Below are 20,805 nucleotides of genomic sequence, written 5' to 3'. Positions count from 1 at the left end.
CTCCGCTGTGCCTTGCTGGCTTACTGTGTATTACTTCAGCAAACTCAAATCCGGCTGGGCGTATTTGTAGACTTTGAAATAGAGGGTTGTTTTGGTTTGGTGAACACCCTCGATGCTCGATAGATCGCTCACAAACTGCACCAGGTGGGCATTGTCCGGGCACATTACATCCACTTCCAGGTCGTACTCACCCGAGGTGCTGGCTAAAAAGCTAACCTCGGGGCGGCTGGCAATGGTTTGGGCAACCGACTCCTTCAAGGTGGCCGGTCGAACATATACCGCGATGTGAGCGTAAGCCCCAAAACCGGCCTTGTCAGGATCAATCCGACCAATGATGCTGATGATGCCGTCGTCGATCAGGCGGTTCAGCCGGGTTCGCGCCGTTCCAACCGATACGTTCAGCCGGTCGGCCATGTCGGTAAACGACATCCGGCCATCTTGTTGAAGACAGGAAAGCACACCGAAGTCCAAGTCGTCCAGTATGAGTTGCGTTTTCTCCACGGCAATAAATTTTCCTAAAAATAATAGATTTAATTGCCGGGTTACTGACTTTTTTTTAGTTTGCATCTTATTATACTGCAAAATATGCAGTTGTCGGCGTAAACTATATGAAGTACACCCCGGTTCAAAATTACAGCAATGGGCAATTTGTGGCAGCCGCCACCGACCGGACCTTACCCATTATCTCTCCGGTAGATGGCTCCCTGCTTTCTACCGTTCCTCTGTCGACAGGGACGGATTTGGCAACCGCCGTAGAAGCGGCCAAAAAAGCCTTCCCAGCCTGGAGTCGAACCACCATTAAGGAGCGGGTGCAGGTCTTTTACCGCTACAAAGCCCTGCTGGAGAAAAACCTGAAAGAATTGGCCCTGCTGATTCAGGAAGAAAACGGGAAAACCTACGAGGAAGCCGTAGCCGAAATTGAAAAAGGGGCAGAACTGGCCGAGTTTGCCTGCTCCCTGCCCCAACTCGTTACGGGCGAAATTCTGGAAGTGAGCCGGGGCGTCGAATGCCGGACGGAACATGTACCGCTAGGCGTGGTGGCGAGTATTGTCCCGTTCAATTTCCCTAGCATGGTCCCCAACTGGACTATTCCCAATGCCATTGCGCTGGGTAACTGCATGATTCTAAAACCCTCCGAAAAAGTGCCGCTTAGCGTGGGTCGACTGGCTGAACTGCTACAGGAAGCCGGACTGCCGCCGGGGGTATTCAACGTGGTGCATGGCGACCGGGAAATTGTAGAAGCCATCTGCGACCACCCCGACATTGAAGCCGTATCCTTCGTTGGTTCCACCAAAATCGCGAAAGCAGTGTACAAACGGGCTACGGGAAACCTGAAACGATGCCTGGCCCTGGGTGGAGCTAAAAATCACCTGATTGTGTTGCCCGACGCCATCCCTGGCATGACCGCCCAAAACATCACGGCTTCCATGGCGGGTTGCGCCGGTCAGCGGTGCATGGCGGCTTCGGCCATGGTGGCCGTTGGCCCCGTCGACCATATTATTGAGAAACTTTGTGAAGAGGCCCGGAAAGTGGTACCCGGCCAGAACCTCGGTGCGGTGATAAACCGGGAGTCGAAAGACAGAATAGAACACTACATTACCGAAGCCGAAAGTCAGGGCGCTAAGGTGCTGGTCGACGGTCGTAATCCAACGGTGGCCGGGAAAGAAAACGGTACCTACGTGGGACCAACGGTAATTGACTATGTAACGCCCGACATGGCCATCGCCAGAGAAGAAATCTTCGGGCCGGTCATCAGCATCATGCGTACCAACACAGTGGACGAAGCACTAGCCATCGAAAACGCGAATCCGTACGGCAATGCTGCGTCGGTGTTTACGCAAAATGGTGGCATGGCCCGGTACGTCATGGATAAAGCCAGTGCCGGGATGGTAGGCGTTAACGTGGGCGTTCCTGTTCCCCGTGAGCCTTTTTCCTTTGGTGGCTGGAACGAGAGCCGCTTTGGGGTAGGCGACATTACCGGCAAAAGCTCCATCGAATTCTGGACAAAACTCAAGAAGAGCACCACCAAGTGGAACCCCGAAGCCGGGATAAACTGGATGAGTTAATCAAAACTGTTTGACGTTCGTCGTTTGAGGTTTGATGTTAGTTTATACGCTAACATTCTTGCGTCAGCTAACGTCAAACTACGAACATCAAACTACAAACTTTATGCTTGACACCGCCACGCTTTCCGAAACGCAGGACGTACTACAGGATAGTTTTGACTACACGGTATTTGCCTGGAGCAAACAGAAAAACATTTCGCCCATAGCCGTCAAATATGGTAAAGGCGTTTACCTGTACGACTACGACGATAAGCGCTACCTCGACTTTTCGTCGGGCCTGATGAACGTGAACATCGGCCACGGCGACCAGCGTATCACCGATGCCGTGGTCCGGCAGATGCAGGAAGTGAGCTACGTGACACCTTACTGCGTAACCAAAGTGCGGGGAGAACTGGGTAAAAAGATGGCCGAGATATGCCCCGGTGACCTGAATAAAGCCTTCTTCACCCTGTGCGGAGCCACCTCCAACGAAGCCGCCATCAAACTGGCCCGGTTGTACACCGGTCGCCATAAGATTCTGAGTCGTTACCAGTCGTACCACGGGGCTACCTACGGCACCCTGTCCGTTGGGGGCGACCCCCGCAAGATCCCCGACGATTCTCAACAGGCACCCAACTTCGTACACATCGACATCCCGTACAAATACCGCTGGAATCACGACGAAGCCAGTATGCTGACCGATTCCGTGGCGCAACTGGAGCGGATCATTGCCTACGAAGGGCCGGGTACGATAGCCGCCATTATGCTGGAAGGCGAATCGGGTACGTCGGGTTGTTTGCAGTACCCGGTGGGCTACATGGCCGCCGTGCGGGACATATGCGATAAACACGGGATGCTGCTAATTATCGACGAAGTGATGAGCGGGTTTGGTCGGACGGGGAAGTGGTTTGGGTTTGAAAACCACGGTATCGTGCCCGATATGGCGACGATGGCCAAGGGAATCACCAGTGGCTATATCCCCTTTGGGTGCCTGATGGTGACGGATAAAATTGCTTCCCGCTACGACGATACCGTGCTGGCAACGGGCATGACTTACGCGGCCCACCCGGTGGGATGTGCGGCTGCGCTGGCAAACATCAACATTTATGAGACTGATAACCTGATCGAAAACGCGGCCGAAATGGGTACTTACGTAGCGGCTCAGGCTGAATTGATGAAGCAGAAACACCCCAGCATTGGCGATTTCCGGACGACGGGTTTACTGGGCTGTTTTGAAGTGGTCAAAAACCGAACGACTAAAGAGCCAATGGCACCCTTCAATGCTAAACCAGACGAAATGGCCGTGATGAGTAAGGTAGCCGCAAAAATTAAGGAGTTGGGCATGTACACGTTTGTGCGCTGGAGTTATATCTTCGTGGCACCACCCCTGTGCGTTACGAAGGAGCAAATCGACGAAGGCCTGGCCATCATCAGCGAAGCCCTGAAAATTGCCGATGCGTACGTGGACTAACTGAAAATCGCCCTGCTATGCCGGAACTAACCGAAGCCCCCATTGCCGAATCGGCTGCGCTCTACAGCGAGGATTTGGCCCCTATACCCGCGTCGAAACGAACGTGGACGACCTGGAATTACGCGGCCCTATGGATCAGTATGAGCCTGTGTATCCCTACGTATATGATGGCCAGTTCGCTCATTCAGGGGGGGATGAACTGGTGGCAGGCCATTTTGACTATTTTTCTGGGGAACAGCATTGTGCTCATTCCGATGGTGCTGAACGGCCGTGCGGGGGCCAAATACGGCATTCCGTTTCCGGTATTGGTCCGGTCCAGTTTTGGTACCAAAGGGGCCAATATTCCGGCGTTACTCCGGGCCATTGTCGCCTGTGGCTGGTTCGGTATCCAGACCTGGATTGGTGGTTTTTCTATCTACCAGATGCTGAGGTTATGGATACCCTCGCTGGAGACACTGCCGACCGTTTTTCCAGCTTCCTTCGGGTTAGAAACGGGTCCGGCTATCTGCTTCTTTTTGTTCTGGTTGCTCAATATGTATGTCGTGTACCTTGGTGTCGATAGCATCCGGAAACTGCTGGTTTTCAAAGCCTTTTTTCTGCCAGTGGCCGCTCTGGCGTTACTCTGGTGGGCCATCTCAGCCGGTAATGGACTAGGACCTATCCTGGAGCAACCCGCCAAATTCACATCTACGGCAGCCTTTTTTGCGTTTTTCTTCCCGGCCCTTACCGGCATGGTCGGTTTCTGGGCTACCCTGTCGCTGAACATCCCCGATTTTACCCGCTACGCCGTCAGTCAGAAAGCGCAGGTTACCGGGCAGATTATCGGCCTGCCACCAGCCATGACGCTGTTTTCGTTCATCGGCGTAGTGGTAACGTCGGCTACCACAATTATTTACGGCACCACTATCTGGGACCCGCTCGTTCTGGCCGGGAAATTTGACAGTAAACTGCTGGTTAGTCTCGCCATGATTGCCGTGGCTATCTCTACGCTGGCCACTAACATAGCGGCCAACATCGTTAGTCCGGCCAATGATTTTGCCAATCTGGCTCCCGCGAAAATCGACTTCCGAAAAGGGGGATACATTACGGGTGTGATTGGCATTCTGATTTTTCCCTGGAAGCTCATTGCCGACCCCACGGGCTTTATTTTTACGTGGCTGGTGGGCTACTCCAGCCTGCTCGGTCCGGTAGGAGGGATCATGATTGCTGATTATTTCTTCCTGCGGAAACAGCAGCTCCGGGTTGGTGATTTGTACAGCGAAACGGGGATGTATACCTTTAGGAAAGGCTTTAATACGGCCGCTATCATAGCTCTATTACTCGGTATTCTGCCCAACATTCCTGGCTTTCTGACGACGATACAAGTTATTCCGGCTGGTAGCGTTCCCGGCTGGATTTCGCAATTGTACAACTACGCCTGGTTTGTTGGATTCTTTGTGAGCGGTGGAGTGTATCTGGTATTGATGGATAATCGTTTATTTAACCGTCAGATAAGCCAGGGTTTGCCTGTTGAGCATCCTTCGGTCAAATATGTCAACTAATTTTACGGACTAAGAGATAACCATTTATCAAATCAAGCGGAAGGATCATGACTGCACAGACAACCAAAATGATTCTACAATCGATGATTACCCTTTCCAGTGCAGCACTCGGCTTGGTGGCGGCCCTTGCCTGGAATGATGCCATTAAGGCTACGATTAAACTGTTACTGAGTGGTAATGACGGCCTGGCATCAAAATACATTTATGCCGTTGTGGCAACGGTTGTTGCGGTGGTGGTTGTCCTTCTCTTAACCAATGTTGCTGCCAGAGTAGGGGGTGAGGCCATCATTAAGCGGGAAGTTGATTCATAGGGTATCTTGCCGGTAGTCATTACGTTTAGTGCAGCTGTAAACCATAAAAAGAGGTATCCGTGGGTTCATATGCACGTACTACTGAACGGCATCGAAACGATTTACATTAATGAGCATACTCATCAAGAATGGCCGCATCGTTACCGCCACGGACGATTACGTAGCCGATATCTTTATAGATGGCGAAACCATTTCAGCTATCGGAAAGAACCTGCCGATGCAGGCCGATAGGACGATTTATGCTACGGGTAAACTGGTATTTCCCGGTGGTATCGACCCGCACGTGCATCTGGACATGCCGTTTATGGGTACCTTTTCGAGCGACACGCACGAAACAGGCACTCGGGCAGCCCTGCATGGCGGCACAACCACAGTGATTGACTTTGTGTTGCAAAAGCAGGGACATTCGCTGAAAGAAGCCCTGGCCGACTGGAATTCCCGTGCCAGAGGAACCACCGTGGGGGACTATAGTTTTCACATGGCCGTGACCGATTTCAACGAAAATACGAAAGCTGAAATTCGGGAAATGGTGGAAGAGGAGGGAATTACATCCTTCAAAACCTTCATGGCCTACAAAGGGGCGCTGATGATTGACGATAGTCAGATGATTGGCCTTATGCAGGAAGTGAAAAAGCAGGGCGGTATGGTGACGGTGCATGCCACCAATGGTGATGTTATCGATTACCTCGTGGCCAAACACCGGTCCGAGGGGAAACTGTCGCCCCTGTACCATTACCTGTCGCAACCCGAAGTGACGGAAGCGGAAGCCAGCGGCCGCTTTGCCGACATGGCCGATTATACCGGTTGCCCCGGCTACATTGTTCACCTGACCTGCGAGGGTGCCCTGAATGCCGTTCGGAATGCCACCCGGCGTAACCAAAAAGTATTTGTCGAGACCTGCATTCAGTACCTGATTCTGGATGCCTCGCTTTATGAAAATGAGGCCGAGGGAGCCAAGTGGGTTATGAGTCCACCGTTGCGGGAGAAAAAAGACCAGCAAACCCTGTGGGCAGGTATCAACCAGGGCCTGGTGCAGGTGGTAGCCACTGACCACTGCCCATTCATGTGGGAACAGAAACTAATGGGGAAAGACGATTTCTCAAAGATTCCCAACGGACACCCGGCCATCGAAAACCGGATGGAACTGCTCTACAGCGAAGGGGTTCACAAAGGCAGGATTACCCTGAATAAATACGTGGAAGTAGCCTGCACTAACCCGGCAAAAATCTTCGGCATGTTCCCCCGCAAGGGAGCCATTGCCGTGGGTAGCGATGCCGACATTGTTATTTTTGACCCGGAAGAAAGACATATGCTTTCGGCCGGAACGCACCACATGAACGTTGATTATTCGGGCTACGAAGGCATGGAGCTGACCGGCAAAGTGAAAACCGTTTTGCTGCGCGGCACCGTTGCCATTGATGATAATACCTGTCTGGTCGACAAAGGGTACGGACAGTTCATCAAGCGAAATAAAGTGAGCGGGAAGATATGAGGGCGGTTTACGGTTTATGGTCTTCGGTTTACGGTTGGCTGACGCGTCATCATTTTTGCGTCAGCCAACCGTAAACCGAAGACCATAAACCGTAAACTATAAACTATAAACCACCTAAAAGAGATGCCAAGAATCATTAAATCGGGCTTAATCCAAATGAGTCTGCCCATGACCGAAGGGGAAGGGACGATTGAGGAAATTAAGGAAGCGATGGTGCAGAAGCACATTCCACTCATCGAAGAAGCCGGTCAGAAAGGCGTGCAGATTCTGTGTCTGCAGGAAATATTCAACACGCCTTATTTCTGTCCGGGGCAGGATAGTAAATGGTATGCCTCCGCCGAATCGGTGCCCGGCCCCACCACCGACCGTATGGCCGAATACGCCAAAAAATACAACATGGTCATCATTGTGCCGGTGTATGAGAAAGAGCAGCCGGGGGTACTGTACAACACGGCGGCTGTGATTGATGCCGACGGCACCTATCTGGGCAAATACCGCAAAAACCATATTCCGCACACGTCGGGTTTCTGGGAGAAATATTTCTTTAAACCCGGTAACCTGGGCTATCCGGTTTTTGAAACCAAATACGCCACTATCGGCGTCTACATCTGCTATGACCGCCATTTTCCCGATGGAGCGCGGTGTCTGGGGCTGAATGGTGCCGAAATAGTCTACAATCCGTCGGCTACGGTAGCAGGATTGTCGCAGTATCTCTGGAAACTGGAGCAGCCCGCCCATGCCGCGGCCAATGGCTATTTCATGGGCTGTATCAACCGCGTTGGTGAAGAGAAACCCTGGGATCTTGGCCGCTTCTACGGCACCTCGTATTTCGTGGACCCACGCGGCCAGATTTTTGCTACGGCTTCGGAAGATAAAGACGAGCTGCTCATCACCGACTTCGACCTCAACATGATTGACGAAGTCCGCAACACGTGGCAGTTCTTCCGGGACAGACGCCCGGAGACGTATGATAAACTGGTGGAGTTGTAGATGAATGATGAATGATGAATGATGAATGATGAATGATTTCATAACCCACCATCACAATGAAAAAGGATAATGCCGTTCTTGACAAAAGTTTTCGCTTTGCCATCCGTGTAATTCGACTATATCAGCATCTCATAGATAGCAAAAAAGAGTTTGTCCTGAGTAAGCAAATGTTGAGGTCTGGTACATCAATAGGTGCTAATGTTCGTGAAGCAGACAATGCGGAAAGTAAAGCAGATTTTATTCATAAATTGGGAATTGCCCAGAAAGAAACGGATGAGACAATGTACTGGCTTGAATTACTCAAGGAGACAGACTATCTCATTGGCCATGAATTCGATAGTATTCACCAGGATGCAAATGAGTTACTGAAACTGATTCGAAGCATTATTATCACCAGTAAAAATAATCGTTGACGGAATGGGGAAAAAGAATCCTATCATTCATCATTTATAATTTATCATTGATACAAAGTGGCCATACAGAACAACCGGCTCACGACAGAGCAGTACGAGCAGAATTTCAGCGATATTCATCCGCCCTTCGACTCACGGGAAGCGGCTTTGGTGGAAGCGAATCGCTGTCTGTTTTGCTATGATGCCCCCTGTACCAAAAGCTGCCCGACGAGCATCGATGTTCCCAAGTTTATCAAGCAGATTACGACGGACAACATAAAAGGGTCGGCCTATACCATCCTGGATGCCAACATTATGGGGGGCGGCTGCGCAAAAGTGTGCCCGGTAGAAAAGCTGTGCGAAGGTTCCTGCGTCTTCAACCTGATGGATGAACCGCCCATTCCCATTGCCAAACTCCAGCGGTATTCCACCGAAAAAGCCATTGCCCACAAGTGGCCGCTGTTCCAGCGCAAACCATCTACGGGGCGGAAAGTAGCGGTCGTGGGGGCAGGTCCGGCTGGTTTGAGCTGCGCCCATGCGCTGAGTCGGGAAGGGGTAGACGTGACCATTTATGAGAAAGAAAGTAAAGGCGGTGGGCTGATGACTTATGGGATTGCGGCTTATAAAGTAACCCCCGAATTCTGCGAAGAGGAGGTCAATTTTATTACCTCGCTGGGGGGTATCGATATTAAGTATGAACAGGAACTGGGCAAAACCATTTCACTGGACGAGTTACGGGCCAACTATGATGCAGTCTACCTCGGTATCGGTGTGGGCGTGGCCCGGCAACTAAACATTCCGGGTGAGGACCTAACGGGTGTAGAAGATGCCATCCGGTTCATCTACGACATTCGCGAACGGGGCTATCCGTCCGTTCCCATTGGCGACAAAGTTGCGGTAATTGGTCTGGGTATGACGGCCATCGATGCCGCTACACAGGCCAAACGACTGGGGGCTAGTGAAGTAACCATTGTATATCGCCGGACCCAGGCCGAAATGCCGAGCACCGAAGTAGAACTGAATCTGGCTAAACTGGACGGGTGCAACCTTATCTGGCTGGCCTCGCCCAAGGAAATAAAAGGTGAAAACGGACGCGTTACCCAACTCATTTGTAGCGTCATGGAAATGGGGGTACCCGATACCAGCGGGCGTCGCTCACCCGTAGAAACCGGCAAAACGATTGCGCTGTATGTCGACATGGTCATCAAAGCCGCCGGTCAGGTCCCCTACGAAGCATTGGTCAGCACCAACCAGTTAGACCACTGGAACGGCAAAATCGCCATTAACGGGGAGGCCACCAACCTGCCCGGCGTGTTTGCCGGTGGCGACTGCGTCAACGGCGGAAAAGAAGTGGTCGACGCCGTGCAGGCGGGGAAAGACGGTGCGAAGGCGATTTTAAACTTCATACAGAGCGAATGAGTGCAAGAGCGAAAGAGTGAAATGCTGACGCAGGTCCCTTCCTCTATTCGCTCTTGCACTCATTCGCTCATTCACTCATTAAAAAGTGGCTGACTTAAGCGCAAACTTCCTGGGTATCAAATCGCCGAACCCATTCTGGCTGGCGAGTGCCCCACCAACGGATAAACAGTATAACGTGCTCCGTGCCTTTGAAGCGGGTTGGGGGGGCGTAGTCTGGAAAACTCTGGGCAGTCAGGTGAAGAACGTCTCTTCCCGCTATTCGGCGGTTGATTACGGCGGTCATAAAGTGATGGGATTCAATAACATCGAGCTTATCTCCGACCGTCCTCTGGACATTAACCTCCGCGAGATTGCCGAGTGCGTTCGCCTGTTTCCCGACCGGGCAATGGTGGTGTCGCTCATGGCCGACAACAGTCGGGAGAAATGGCACGAACTGATTGCGCAGGTGGAAGATACCGGTGCCCACGGACTGGAACTCAACTTCGGATGCCCGCACGGGATGACCGAGCGGGGCATGGGTGCCGCCGTGGGGCAGGACCCCGAAATTGCTAAAATGGTGGTGGAATGGGTGATGGAAAGAGCTACCATCCCGGTCATTACCAAGCTGACACCCAACGTGCATTCGGTGGTGCCAACGGGCCGGGCATCGGTGGAAGGTGGTACCCATGCGCTTTCCCTGATCAACACCATTCAGTCGATAACGGGCGTGGATCTGGACACGTTTGTGCCCAATCCGTACGTGGCTGGCAAATCGGTGTATGGTGGGTATTGCGGCCCGGCGGTGAAGCCTATTGCCCTGAAAATGCTGACGACCATCGCGCAGGACCCGGTTACGGCCCGCGTTCCGGTGTCGGGGATTGGTGGCGTAAGCACCTGGAAAGATGCCGTCGAGTTTATGCTGTTGGGGGCTTCCAACGTGCAGGTTTGCACCGCCGTGATGAAGCACGGGTTCAGGATTGTGGAGGATATGATTGATGGTATGAACAACTGGATGGACGAAAAAGGCTTCAAAACCCTCGATGACTTCATTGGTAAATCTGTCCCGACCATTACCCACTGGGAAGACCTGGATATCAACTACCACATCGTTGCCAACATCGACCAGGACAAGTGTATTCACTGCGGCCTGTGCTACATTGCCTGCGAGGATACCTCCCACCAGTCCATCAATCTGACGTATGGTAACCCCTATAACACCTACTCTATCAAAGAAGATGAGTGCGTAGGTTGTAATTTGTGTAAATTAATTTGTCCGGTGGATAGTTGCATCACCATGGTAGAGCAGCGCAAGGGCGATGAATACCTGAACTGGAAAGAATTCCAACAGCGCGGAATGCCGCTGAATGACCACTGATTTACGCACGGATACCCTATGAGCGAACCCATTGACGCGAAAGCTACCCGTCTCGTTTACGGTCTGGACGATACCGTTCCTCTGGTTCCGGCGCTTCTGGTGAGTGTGCAGCAGGTGGGGGCTATGGTTGTTGGCACCATCACCCCGGCACTGATTTTGTCGGGTATTCTACATTTCAGTCCACAGGTTACGGCCTATCTGGTCAGCATGGCACTGGTCGCATCGGCACTGGGTACATTTCTACAGACTATGCGATTTGGCTTTGTTGGGTCGGGGCTGCTCAGCATCACCGGTACCAGTTTTGCCTTTCTGGCCCCATTGATTCAGGCGGGTACTACGGGCGGACTGCCACTTATGGTGGGTATGTCGCTGGCCGGAACGCCAGTACAACTGGTACTGGCCCCCTTTTTACCCAAACTGAAACGCGTATTTACCCCACTGGTTTCCGGGATCGTTGTGTTGCTGATCGGCCTTTCGCTTATTCCGACGGGGATGCGGAGTATTGCCCGCCTACCGGCCGAAGGCGCACCGGGCTGGAGTGGGGGACTGATTGCCCTGGTCGTGGTTATCGTTATGATCACTGCGCAGTCCATTGGCAAAGCCTGGGCGCGAATGGCCGCTGTACTGATTGGCGTAGCTACCGGCTATATTCTTTGTGGGGTGATGGGCTGGCTTCAAACGCCCGAACCGGGTGACGGCTCCTGGCTGACGGTGCCGCAACTTTTCCCGTATGGACTGGCGTTTCAATGGGAGTTGTTAGTTCCTTTTGCGTTTATTTACCTCGTCTGTGTGCTGGAAGCCATGGGTGACATTACCGCTACGTCGCAGCTCTCTGGTTTGCCCACGACCGGCCTCGACCACTGGGCCCGGATTCGGGGTGGTGTCGTAGCGGACGGACTTACCTGCATCAGCTCCACGCTGATTGGTGGATTTCCGAGTGCTACCTATGCCCAAAACAACGGCGTTATTCAAATGACAGGCGTAGCAGCCCGCCGAATTGGCTGGATCATGGCCATTATGCTGCTCTGTCTGGGACTTTTTCCGCCGGTAGGCCGCTGGATAACGGTCATGCCGCCCTGCGTGTTGGGCGCGCTGGCCATCATGCTTTTTGGGCTGGTGGCGGTATCTGGTTTACGCCTGATGATGTCGGGAGGGCTATCACAACGGGACGCGCTGATTGCCGCTATTTCACTGGGTATTGGTATTGGCGTTCCGTCGCAGGCCGAGTGGCTGAAAACACTACCGACAGTGGTTCAAACGTTTTTAGAGTCCGGGGTTTCGGCTGGTGGATTAGCCGCGCTGCTGCTTAATCTATTGATACCAACCGGCAACAAAACAAATAGGCTGGAAGAAAACCCCGCCGAGGTGGTCTAATAATAGTATAGTCAATTCAAGCGCTTGATAACGTTCATCCTAAATAACAGAGAAGTGAGTACCACTATGCCATCCGGCACGGCGGTACTCGATTTTGTGCGGTACAATCAATACCTGACCGGTACGAAAATTGGTTGCCGCGAGGGCGATTGTGGTGCCTGTACGGTACTAGTCGGTGAGGTATCAACGGGGGAGTTACGGTACCGTACGGCTACCTCCTGCCTGATGCCGCTGGGTAATGCGCACGGTAAGCACATCGTTACCGTTGAAGGGCTAAACATGAATGAACTGAACCCGATACAGCAGGCTATGGCCGATGAGTCGGCGACGCAGTGCGGCTTTTGTACGCCTGGTTTTGTGGTGTCGATGGCTGGATTCTGCCTGAGTAAAAAAGCCCCGACCACGGCAAATGCCATTGCGGCCGTTGATGGCAATATTTGCCGGTGTACGGGTTACAAATCCATCGAGCGGGCGGCTGCGCGGGTGGCTCAATTGCTGGCAGATAGGAGTGAAGAAGCTCCAGCAAACTATGCTGCAAGCCAGGCCATTGTACCGACTTATTTTTCGACTGTTGCCGACCGGCTTCAGGCATTGGCGTTAAACCTCAATGGCGAACTAACGAACGAGAACCCGGCCGCTCATCGGGTTGGGGGAGGCACAGATGTATACGTGCAGAAGCATGACGAAATCAGGGACGCGTCCATCCGGTTTTTGTTCGATACCCCTGGTTTAAAAGGTATCCGGCAGGCCGGTAACCAGTGCCTGATGGGCGCATCAACGACGGTAACGGACCTTATCGAGTCGCCGATTATACAGGCTCATTTTCCTGATTTTCGTCAGTACACAAAGCTGATTTCATCCACGCCCATCCGCAACATGGCAACCATTGGTGGTAACTTCATCAATGCGTCACCCATCGGCGATTTCACCGTTTTCTTTCTGGCACTGGACGCTACCCTGACCTTCAGTGATGGACATCCGTTACGGGAGTTACCCCTGCGCGATTTGTACCTGGGCTATAAAACGCTGGACAAACGACCCGACGAATGGCTGGAACAAATTAGTTTTACCCTACCCGACAAAAACACCCGGTTCAATTTCGAGAAAGTCAGCAAACGGACGCACCTCGATATTGCCAGCGTTAACTCGGCCATGAGCATCCTGGTTGAGGATGATGTTGTCACATCCGTCAGGTTATCGGCCGGGGGCGTTGCGCCCATTCCAAAACAGTTGACAAAAACGGCAACGTTTCTAACCGGAAAACGGCTCACCGAGGCACTGATTCTGCATGCAACGGCTGTTGCCCAAACTGAAGTTTCGCCCGTCAGCGATGCCCGTGGTACGGAGATGTACAAGCGTTTGCTGCTGAGCCAACTTATTAAGGCGCATTTTATAAAGTTATTTCCGGAATTGAAAGTGGAGCAGTTGCTGAGTACTTCGATGCTATAGTATGTACTGGAAAAAGTCAAAGAAGCCGCTGCTACAGACTACTTGCTGTGCAACGGCTTCTCTATATCGTATTCAATCGTAATTAGGCCGATGCCAGCGACTTTTCTTTCTGCGTATTAATGGCTTCGAGCAATTTGTCGTATGGTTTGTTGAATTTCTCAATGCCTTCATCTTCCAGCTGCTGACTGATACTTTTTAAATCAATACCTGCCTTCTGTACGCGCTCCAACGCCTGCGTGGCTTTGTCGAGGTCGTCTTCCAGCCGGGAAGCCGCTTTCCCATGATCGCGGAAGGCTTCGAGAGTTTCCATCGGAATGGTGTTCACGGTCTTTGGGCCAATCAGAGCCTCCACGTATTTTACATCCGAAAAAGAGGGGTCTTTACTACTGGTGCTGGCCCATAACAGTCGCTGGGGCTTGGCGCCCTTTGCCTGCAGTTTTCTAAACCGGTCGCTGCTGAATTCGCGCTTGTAGATTTCGTAGGCTTTACGGGCCAGTGCAATGGCAACCTCCCCTTTCAGGTCGCCCAGCCCTTTTTCGTGTAGCAGGGGGTCAACCAGCACGTCGATGCGGCTGAGGAAGAAACTGGCAACGGAGGAAATCTGATCTACTATCTGGCCCTTCTCAACCCGCTCCTCCAGCCCCGACATATAGGCGTCGACAACGGCCTCGTACCGCTCCAGGCCAAACAGCAGCGTAACATTGATGTTTATTCCATCACTGATGCTTTGCCGAATAGCAGGCAGGCACTGGGCCGTACCCGGAATTTTGATCATCACGTTATCCCGGTCTACCGCTCGCCAAAGTGCCCGCGCCTGTTTGATGGTACCATCTGTATTCAAGGCCAGATGCGGAGAAACCTCCAGGCTCACATAGCCATCAGCTCCCCGTACCTCTTCATCGTAAACCGGTTTAAACAGATCGGCAGCCTGCTGAATGTCGGCAACGGCCAGCCCGTAAAAAATGTCCTCATTGGGTTTGCCCTCCTGCGCGAGCTTTTTAATATCCTCGTCGTAGTCGGAACCGCTGCTGATCGCTTTCTCGAAAATAGCCGGGTTGGACGTAAGCCCCCGAATACCGTCTTCGTCGATGAGTTTTTGCAACTCACCGGTGTTCATAATTTTCCGGTCAATATAATCGAGCCAGACGCTCTGGTCAAAATTGTGAATCTTCTTTACGTTATTTTCCATGATTTTGTGTCGTTATTTTTTTGTGTTTCCGTTTGCCTGTCGGTGTACTTACGATAAGATTTCCTTTTTCTCCAGACCGGGTGCCTGCCCTTTCAGTACGGCTTTGGCCTGTTTGACGACGTTATCGACCGAAAAGCCAAAGAAGGCCATTACCTCTTCGCCGGGACCCGACAGCCCGAACTGGTTCATGCTGATTGTACTGCCCTCATCCGTGACGTATTTGTGCCAGCCGATGGGCGAACCGGCTTCTACGGCCAGCCGTTTCCGAATTGAAGGGGGCAACACCTCATGCTGGTAGGCCTGATCCTGTTTTTCGAACAGCTCCCACGATGGCATACTGACCACCCGCGCCTTAATACCCTGTTTTTTCAGTGTCTCCTGCGCTTTCATCACCAGTGATACTTCCGACCCGGTCCCGATCAGAATCAGTTCGGGTGTTCCGTCGGACTCGCTGAGGATGTACGCTCCTTTCTCTACCCCCCGTGCCGAGCCATATTTTTTCTGGTCGAGAACGGGTAGTTTCTGGCGGCCCAGGATTAGTAAAACCGGCGTTTTGGGTTGCATCATGGCAATGCGCCAGGCTTCAACGGTTTCATTGGCATCAGCCGGCCGAATGACGATGATATTGGGAATGGTTCGCAGGGAAACGACCTGCTCAACGGGCTGGTGGGTTGGGCCATCTTCCCCCAGACCAATACTGTCGTGGGTGAAAACCAGGGTTACCTTCGATTCGGCCAGGGCCGTTAACCGAATGGCACCGCGCATGTAATCCGAGAAGTTGAGGAACGTGCCGCCGTAGGGATGTACACCGCCGTGCTGCGCCATGCCATTGAGCGCTGCGCCCATGGCATGTTCCCGAACGCCAAACCAAATGTTCGAGTGGTCGTAGTGACCCGGCTGGAAACTCACATCGCCTTTGGTTGGCATCTCGTTGGACGATGCCAGATCCGCCGAGCCGCCAAACAGGTAAGGAACCGACTTTTTCAGGGCATCGAGGGCCTTGCCCGATGCCTGACGGGTGGCCATATCTTTATCATCGGGCGTAAATGTGGGCAGGTCGGCATCCCAGCCATCAGGAAGTTTACCGGCAAAGGAGGTCAGAAACTGCTTTGCTTCGGCTGGAAACGCATTTTTATAGGCATCGAACTTTTTTTGCCAGTCGGCCTGGAGTTTGGCTCCCCGCTTACCCGGTTCGCGCAGGTGGTCGCGCACGTCGTCGGGCACCACAAACGATTTGTCGGGATCGAATCCTAAAAAGGATTTCGTTCTCCGCACATTTTCCTCACCCAGGGCACTGCCGTGAACTTTGCTGGTACCCTCCTGCGGACTGCCGTAGCCGATAATCGTTCGGACGGAGATTATGGACGGCCGCTCCGTTTCCATCTGAGCGGCCCGAATCGCTCCTTCGATAGCGTCTAAATCATTGCCATCGCCTACGTGCTGGGTGTGCCAGCCATACGCGTCGAAACGCTGTAGCCGGTCTTCGGTGAAAGCCAGATCGGTCGGGCCATCGAGTGAAATCAGGTTATCGTCGTAGAGATAAATGAGTTTCCCCAGTTTGAGGTGCCCGGCCAGCGAAGCCGCTTCCGACGCGATACCTTCCATCAAATCACCATCGCTGACGAGGACATAGGTGTAGTGGTTCATGGGCGTATGACCCTCCTTATTGTAAGTTGCAGCCAGAAATGCTTCGGCCATACCCATACCCACGCCATTGGCAAACCCCTGTCCCAGTGGCCCGGTTGTCACTTCCACACCCGGCGTCAGGTTCGATTCCGGGTGACCCGGTGTCTGGGAGTGGAGTTGGCGGAACTGTTTCAGGTCGTTGAGCGAGAGGTCGTATCCGTACAAATGCAGCAGGCTGTACAACAACGCCGACCCGTGACCCGCCGATAAAACAAATCGGTCGCGGTCGGGCCAAAGCGGGTCTTTGGGGTTAAAGCGCAGAAAACGGGACCAAAGTACATAGGCCATCGGCGCGGCTCCCAACGGCAGACCGGGGTGACCGGAGTTAGCTTTTTGAACGGCATCGACGGCCAGTAGCCGGATGGTATTGATACTGAGTTGGTCGAGGTCGAGATCGATTTGCTTGTCTGTCATAACTGGTTAGTTGGAGGTTACAAAAGGGATATTGTTGCCACGGCTATGCAACACATAATCAGCAGCGGGTTATCTATTTATAACTCCCTACGGATGGATTGGATTAGAAAAAGTAAATAAATGTGTGGTAACTGGACGTATTCGGGCCAAAAGCGTTGATTGGAGTGAATTATTAGTTCATTCGTTTACCTGCTGACAAAAACGCTGCGACCTGATTTTTTTAGATTCCTCCCGAAGTCGGAATGACAAACGCACACGCATTATTACTTCAGTAGGTATTTACCTTGATTCCCGTAAATTTGAGAACCAGGCGAATCCCTGAAAAAGTGACAACAACACGATGAAAAATATAGATTCCAGGACACACGTGCGGGGCGAGTCGGTTTATCTGGACGATATACCGGTGATTCGCGGTACGCTGTTCGGGGCGGCTTTCGGATCGCCGGTTGCCCACGGCAGCCTGAAAAACCTGGACCTGACAGCGGCTGAGGCCATGCCCGGTGTCGTCAGGATTCTAACGTACAAAGACGTGACCGGCGAAAATCAGATTGGTGGTATCGTACCCGATGAGCCCCTTCTGGCCGAACACCACGTTCATTACTGCGGCATGCCCATCGCCTTCGTTCTGGCCGAAACCGATGAGGAGGCCCATGCCGCCATCAAAAAAATTACGGTCGATTTTGACCCCCTGCCCATCATTACCGACCCCCGCGAAGCGCAGGCCAGAGGGGATCTGATTGTGCGGGCGAGAACGTTCCGGCTGGGCGACGTAACGGATGCCTGGGCGCAGTGCGCGCACGTTTTCGAAGGCCGGGCCGATACCAACGGGCAGGAACATCTGTACATTGAAACGCAGGGAGCCTACGCCGTTCCGCAGGAGAACAACGGCCTGAAACTTTATTCGTCCACGCAGGGGCCAACGGCGGTGCAACGGGCCGTAGCCCGGTCGTCGGGTCTGGCTATGCACCAGATTGATGTGGATGTAACGCGGCTGGGTGGCGGTTTTGGCGGTAAGGAAGACCAGGCCAACATGTGGGCTGCTTTATGCGCATTGGCCGCTCATGTGTTGAAACGCCCCGTCAAGTACGCCCTGAACCGGATAGAGGATATGGCCATGACCGGCAAACGGCACCCGTACTCGTCCGACTTCAAAATTGGCCTGGATGCCGACCTGAAGATTGTTGCCTATGAACCTACCTTCTACCAGAATGCCGGTGCTGCGGCCGACCTCTCCCCGGCGGTGCTGGAGCGGACCCTGTTTCATTGCACCAACAGCTATTATATTCCCAACGTGTTGGCCACGGCCTATTGCTGCCGGACAAATCTCCCGCCGAACACGGCTTTTCGGGGCTTCGGTGGGCCACAGGGCATGTTCGTGATTGAGGCTGCTATCGCCAAAGCGGCCGACGCACTCGGTATCGATGCAGCCGTGATTCAGGCAAAAAACCTGAACCAGACCGGCGACGAGTTTCCCTACGGGCAGAAAGCCGAAAGCGAAGCGCGGGCATGCTGGGATAAAACCGTGGGCGGGTATGAGGTCAATACACGTCGTAACGAGATAGCGGCTTTCAATGCCGCCAATGTCCTGTACAAGAAAGGGTTGGCCCTCATGCCGGTTTGTTTCGGTATCTCGTTCACCAATACCCGGATGAATCAGGCGCGGGCACTGGTTCACGTGTACACCGACGGTAGCGTAGGCGTAAGTACCGGTGCCGTCGAGATGGGGCAGGGGGTGAATACCAAGATGTTGCAGGTGGCGGCTCAGGTGTTTTCTATTCAGCCGGAGCGCGTTAAAATTCAGTCGACCAGTACGTATCGCATCGCCAACACATCGCCCTCGGCAGCCAGCGCTACCGCCGACCTGAATGGCAGAGCGGTGCAAATTGCCTGCACCGATATTCTGAATCGGTTGAAAGCCGTTGCCGCCATCGAACTGCACGCCGACGAAGCGGCTATAACCCTGAAAGACGAGCGGGTATATGTGGGCGACGAGTGTACGGATTACACCTGGCAACGGCTGGTACTGGCTACGTATGGCCGACGCATCAGCCTGTCAGAACACGCGCACTATGCAACACCGGTTATTCAGTTCGACCCCGTTACCGAAAAAGGGCATCCGTTTGCCTACCACGTGTACGGTACGGCGGTTGTGGAGGTGACGATTGATTGTGTGCGGGGAACCTACGAGACCGATGCCGTTAAGGTGGTCCACGATTTCGGGGCCAGCATGAATCCGCTCATCGACCGGGGGCAAATTGAAGGCGGCATTGTGCAGGGAATCGGGTGGATGACCCTGGAAGAGGTCATTTACGATAAGACGGGGCGGTTGCGGTCCAATGCCTTATCGACTTACAAAGTGCCGGACATCTATTCGGTGCCGAAAGAAATTGCCATTGATTTTCTGGAAACGCAGGCGGATAACCTGGCTATTTTCCGGTCTAAAGCCGTCGGTGAGCCTCCCCTGATGTACGGCATTGGCGTCTATTTCGCCCTGCGCAACGCTATTCGGGCGTTCAATCCATCGGTAGTTATTCCCTTCGATGCACCCATGACCCCCGAAAAAGTGCTGCTGGCGTTGTACGACACGACACCTACCGCATCACCTGTTGCCCATGATAAAATCGCTGACGACCTGGCAGTTAATTCATAATAGCCTCCGGCAGAACCTGCCCGTTGCGCTGTTGTACGTGCTCGAAAGCCACGGCAGCAGCCCCGGTCGACAGGGTTTCCTGATGGCGGTAAATGGTGCTGGTGTAATGGCCGGGTCCATCGGTGGGGGCATTATGGAGCACAAATTTGTCGAGCTGGCGAAAGACGTGCTCCGGCAAAGTCAATCCGCTCTGACCAGTCCCGAACCTGCTATCCGGACGCAGTATCACGACAAGAATGCGGCCCACAATCAAAGTGGCATGATCTGCTCCGGTGAGCAGACGATTCTGCTGTATCCAGTTCAGCCCGGCGATTCGGCTGCGATTCAGGCCATTGTTACCTGTCTGGAACAGCACAAAAACGGGTGGCTCGACTTATCGCCTGCCGGTATTCGGTTTTTGCCTGATCAGGTTCCCGAAGCTGATTATCAGTTCACAAAGGAGTCGGATTTAGATTGGCTCTACCGGGAGAAACTTGGCTACAAAAACCAGCTTACGATCATTGGCGGGGGGCATTGCGCGCTGGCCCTCAGCGAACTGATGCGCCGAATGGATTTTTATGTCCTCGTTTTCGATGACCGGCCCGACCTGCATACAATGATTCAGAACCAGGCTGCTCATGAGCAGATTATACTAGCCGACTACAGCGAACTAACCGGGCTGATTCCCGCCGGCCGCCATCAGTACGTGGTGGTCATGACCATGGGCTACCGTACCGATGATCTGGTTATCCGAACGTTATTAGGCAATGCCTTTGCGTATGTGGGGGTATTGGGCAGCAAAACCAAGGTGGAGACGTTACTGGCTGCCTATCGCTCGGAAGGGCTGGATGAAGCGTGGCTACAGCGTATGCATGCACCCATTGGTATGGCCATTGCCAGCCAGACCCCCGAAGAGATTGCGGTGAGTATTGCCGCCGAGATTATTCGGGTGAAAAACAGCCGATGTACAGACTAATACCATTCTGCGGAAGCCGTTCGGCCCTCTAGTTGTTGATCGTTTCAGCATCCTGAAGCCCTGACCGGTAAGA

The 20,805-nt window shown here is 53.1% G+C and carries 16 protein-coding genes; 13 read left to right on the top strand and 3 right to left on the bottom strand.

Translation table 11 applies throughout. The features are described from left to right. Window positions 1-30: 30 nt before the first annotated feature. Entirely contained in the window at window positions 31-567 is a 537-nt protein-coding gene (locus tag B156_RS0128500) for an Lrp/AsnC family transcriptional regulator (protein ID WP_018623227.1), read from the bottom strand. A gap of 41 nt (window positions 568-608) precedes the next feature. Between B156_RS0128500 and B156_RS0128495 the strand changes: the two genes are divergently transcribed. The 11 genes from B156_RS0128495 (at window position 609) to B156_RS0128445 (ending at window position 13,838) form a co-directional block, all read left to right on the top strand. Beyond that, the gene (locus B156_RS0128495) at window positions 609-2,066 is read left to right on the top strand and encodes a CoA-acylating methylmalonate-semialdehyde dehydrogenase (RefSeq protein WP_018623226.1); all 1,458 of its coding nucleotides are present in this window, start codon (window positions 609-611) and stop codon (window positions 2,064-2,066) included. A 103-nt stretch (window positions 2,067-2,169) separates the two neighbouring features. Further along, window positions 2,170-3,516 carry an aminotransferase class III-fold pyridoxal phosphate-dependent enzyme gene (locus B156_RS0128490; protein ID WP_026261121.1) on the top strand — a complete coding sequence of 449 codons (1,347 nt, stop codon included), beginning with the start codon at window positions 2,170-2,172 and terminating at the stop codon, window positions 3,514-3,516. 17 nt (window positions 3,517-3,533) lie between these two features. Further along, window positions 3,534-5,057, top strand: a complete 1,524-nt coding sequence (locus B156_RS0128485; RefSeq protein WP_018623224.1) for an NCS1 family nucleobase:cation symporter-1 — start codon at window positions 3,534-3,536, stop codon at window positions 5,055-5,057. Between the two features lie 47 nt (window positions 5,058-5,104). Further along, window positions 5,105-5,368 (top strand): DUF5654 family protein, encoded by a 264-nt coding sequence (locus B156_RS0128480; RefSeq protein WP_018623223.1) that lies wholly within the window; start codon window positions 5,105-5,107, stop codon window positions 5,366-5,368. Window positions 5,369-5,477: 109 nt separating this feature from the next. Then, window positions 5,478-6,860, top strand: a complete 1,383-nt coding sequence (gene hydA, locus B156_RS0128475; protein WP_018623222.1) for a dihydropyrimidinase — start codon at window positions 5,478-5,480, stop codon at window positions 6,858-6,860. Between the two features lie 123 nt (window positions 6,861-6,983). Then, complete coding sequence (locus B156_RS0128470) at window positions 6,984-7,850, top strand: nitrilase-related carbon-nitrogen hydrolase (protein ID WP_018623221.1); 867 nt, start codon at window positions 6,984-6,986, stop codon at window positions 7,848-7,850. A 56-nt stretch (window positions 7,851-7,906) separates the two neighbouring features. Continuing rightward, window positions 7,907-8,263, top strand: a complete 357-nt coding sequence (locus B156_RS0128465; protein ID WP_018623220.1) for a four helix bundle protein — start codon at window positions 7,907-7,909, stop codon at window positions 8,261-8,263. Between the two features lie 57 nt (window positions 8,264-8,320). Then, window positions 8,321-9,661, top strand: coding sequence for an NAD(P)-dependent oxidoreductase (locus tag B156_RS0128460; protein WP_018623219.1), 1,341 nt, complete (start codon window positions 8,321-8,323; stop codon window positions 9,659-9,661). 85 nt (window positions 9,662-9,746) lie between these two features. Continuing rightward, window positions 9,747-11,015 (top strand): NAD-dependent dihydropyrimidine dehydrogenase subunit PreA, encoded by a 1,269-nt coding sequence (preA, locus tag B156_RS0128455; protein WP_018623218.1) that lies wholly within the window; start codon window positions 9,747-9,749, stop codon window positions 11,013-11,015. 18 nt (window positions 11,016-11,033) lie between these two features. After that, window positions 11,034-12,389 (top strand): uracil-xanthine permease family protein, encoded by a 1,356-nt coding sequence (locus B156_RS0128450; protein ID WP_018623217.1) that lies wholly within the window; start codon window positions 11,034-11,036, stop codon window positions 12,387-12,389. A 24-nt stretch (window positions 12,390-12,413) separates the two neighbouring features. After that, window positions 12,414-13,838, top strand: a complete 1,425-nt coding sequence (locus tag B156_RS0128445) for an FAD binding domain-containing protein (RefSeq protein ID WP_040586490.1) — start codon at window positions 12,414-12,416, stop codon at window positions 13,836-13,838. An 82-nt stretch (window positions 13,839-13,920) separates the two neighbouring features. Here the strand turns inward: B156_RS0128445 and tal are convergent, their stop codons facing one another. Beyond that, complete coding sequence (gene tal, locus B156_RS0128440; RefSeq protein ID WP_018623215.1) at window positions 13,921-15,027, bottom strand: transaldolase; 1,107 nt, start codon at window positions 15,025-15,027, stop codon at window positions 13,921-13,923. Between the two features lie 48 nt (window positions 15,028-15,075). Further along, window positions 15,076-17,127 carry a transketolase gene (gene tkt / locus B156_RS0128435; protein ID WP_018623214.1) on the bottom strand — a complete coding sequence of 684 codons (2,052 nt, stop codon included), beginning with the start codon at window positions 17,125-17,127 and terminating at the stop codon, window positions 15,076-15,078. A gap of 340 nt (window positions 17,128-17,467) precedes the next feature. On the opposite strand from tkt, the gene B156_RS0128430 reads away from it, so the two are divergent. Together B156_RS0128430 and B156_RS0128425 are read left to right on the top strand one after the other, a co-directional pair. Further along, window positions 17,468-19,777, top strand: coding sequence for a xanthine dehydrogenase molybdopterin binding subunit (locus tag B156_RS0128430; RefSeq protein ID WP_018623213.1), 2,310 nt, complete (start codon window positions 17,468-17,470; stop codon window positions 19,775-19,777). Further along, the gene (locus B156_RS0128425; RefSeq protein ID WP_018623212.1) at window positions 19,740-20,732 is read left to right on the top strand and encodes an XdhC family protein; all 993 of its coding nucleotides are present in this window, start codon (window positions 19,740-19,742) and stop codon (window positions 20,730-20,732) included. The genes B156_RS0128430 and B156_RS0128425 overlap by 38 nt, the downstream gene beginning before the upstream one ends. Window positions 20,733-20,805: the final 73 nt, after the last annotated feature.

This window comes from Spirosoma luteum DSM 19990, assembly GCF_000374065.1.
Lineage (GTDB): Bacteria > Bacteroidota > Bacteroidia > Cytophagales > Spirosomataceae > Spirosoma > Spirosoma luteum.
This window is presented reverse-complemented; position numbering and strand designations above follow the sequence as displayed.

Coding starts and splice junctions, on each gene's coding strand:
- B156_RS0128500 (WP_018623227.1), bottom strand. CDS start 567: ATGCAAACTAAAAAAAAGTCAGTAACCCGGCAATTAAATCTATTATTT.
- B156_RS0128495 (WP_018623226.1), top strand. CDS start 609: ATGAAGTACACCCCGGTTCAAAATTACAGCAATGGGCAATTTGTGGCA.
- B156_RS0128490 (WP_026261121.1), top strand. CDS start 2,170: ATGCTTGACACCGCCACGCTTTCCGAAACGCAGGACGTACTACAGGAT.
- B156_RS0128485 (WP_018623224.1), top strand. CDS start 3,534: ATGCCGGAACTAACCGAAGCCCCCATTGCCGAATCGGCTGCGCTCTAC.
- B156_RS0128480 (WP_018623223.1), top strand. CDS start 5,105: ATGACTGCACAGACAACCAAAATGATTCTACAATCGATGATTACCCTT.
- hydA (WP_018623222.1), top strand. CDS start 5,478: ATGAGCATACTCATCAAGAATGGCCGCATCGTTACCGCCACGGACGAT.
- B156_RS0128470 (WP_018623221.1), top strand. CDS start 6,984: ATGCCAAGAATCATTAAATCGGGCTTAATCCAAATGAGTCTGCCCATG.
- B156_RS0128465 (WP_018623220.1), top strand. CDS start 7,907: ATGAAAAAGGATAATGCCGTTCTTGACAAAAGTTTTCGCTTTGCCATC.
- B156_RS0128450 (WP_018623217.1), top strand. CDS start 11,034: ATGAGCGAACCCATTGACGCGAAAGCTACCCGTCTCGTTTACGGTCTG.
- tal (WP_018623215.1), bottom strand. CDS start 15,027: ATGGAAAATAACGTAAAGAAGATTCACAATTTTGACCAGAGCGTCTGG.
- tkt (WP_018623214.1), bottom strand. CDS start 17,127: ATGACAGACAAGCAAATCGATCTCGACCTCGACCAACTCAGTATCAAT.
- B156_RS0128430 (WP_018623213.1), top strand. CDS start 17,468: ATGAAAAATATAGATTCCAGGACACACGTGCGGGGCGAGTCGGTTTAT.
- B156_RS0128425 (WP_018623212.1), top strand. CDS start 19,740: ATGATAAAATCGCTGACGACCTGGCAGTTAATTCATAATAGCCTCCGG.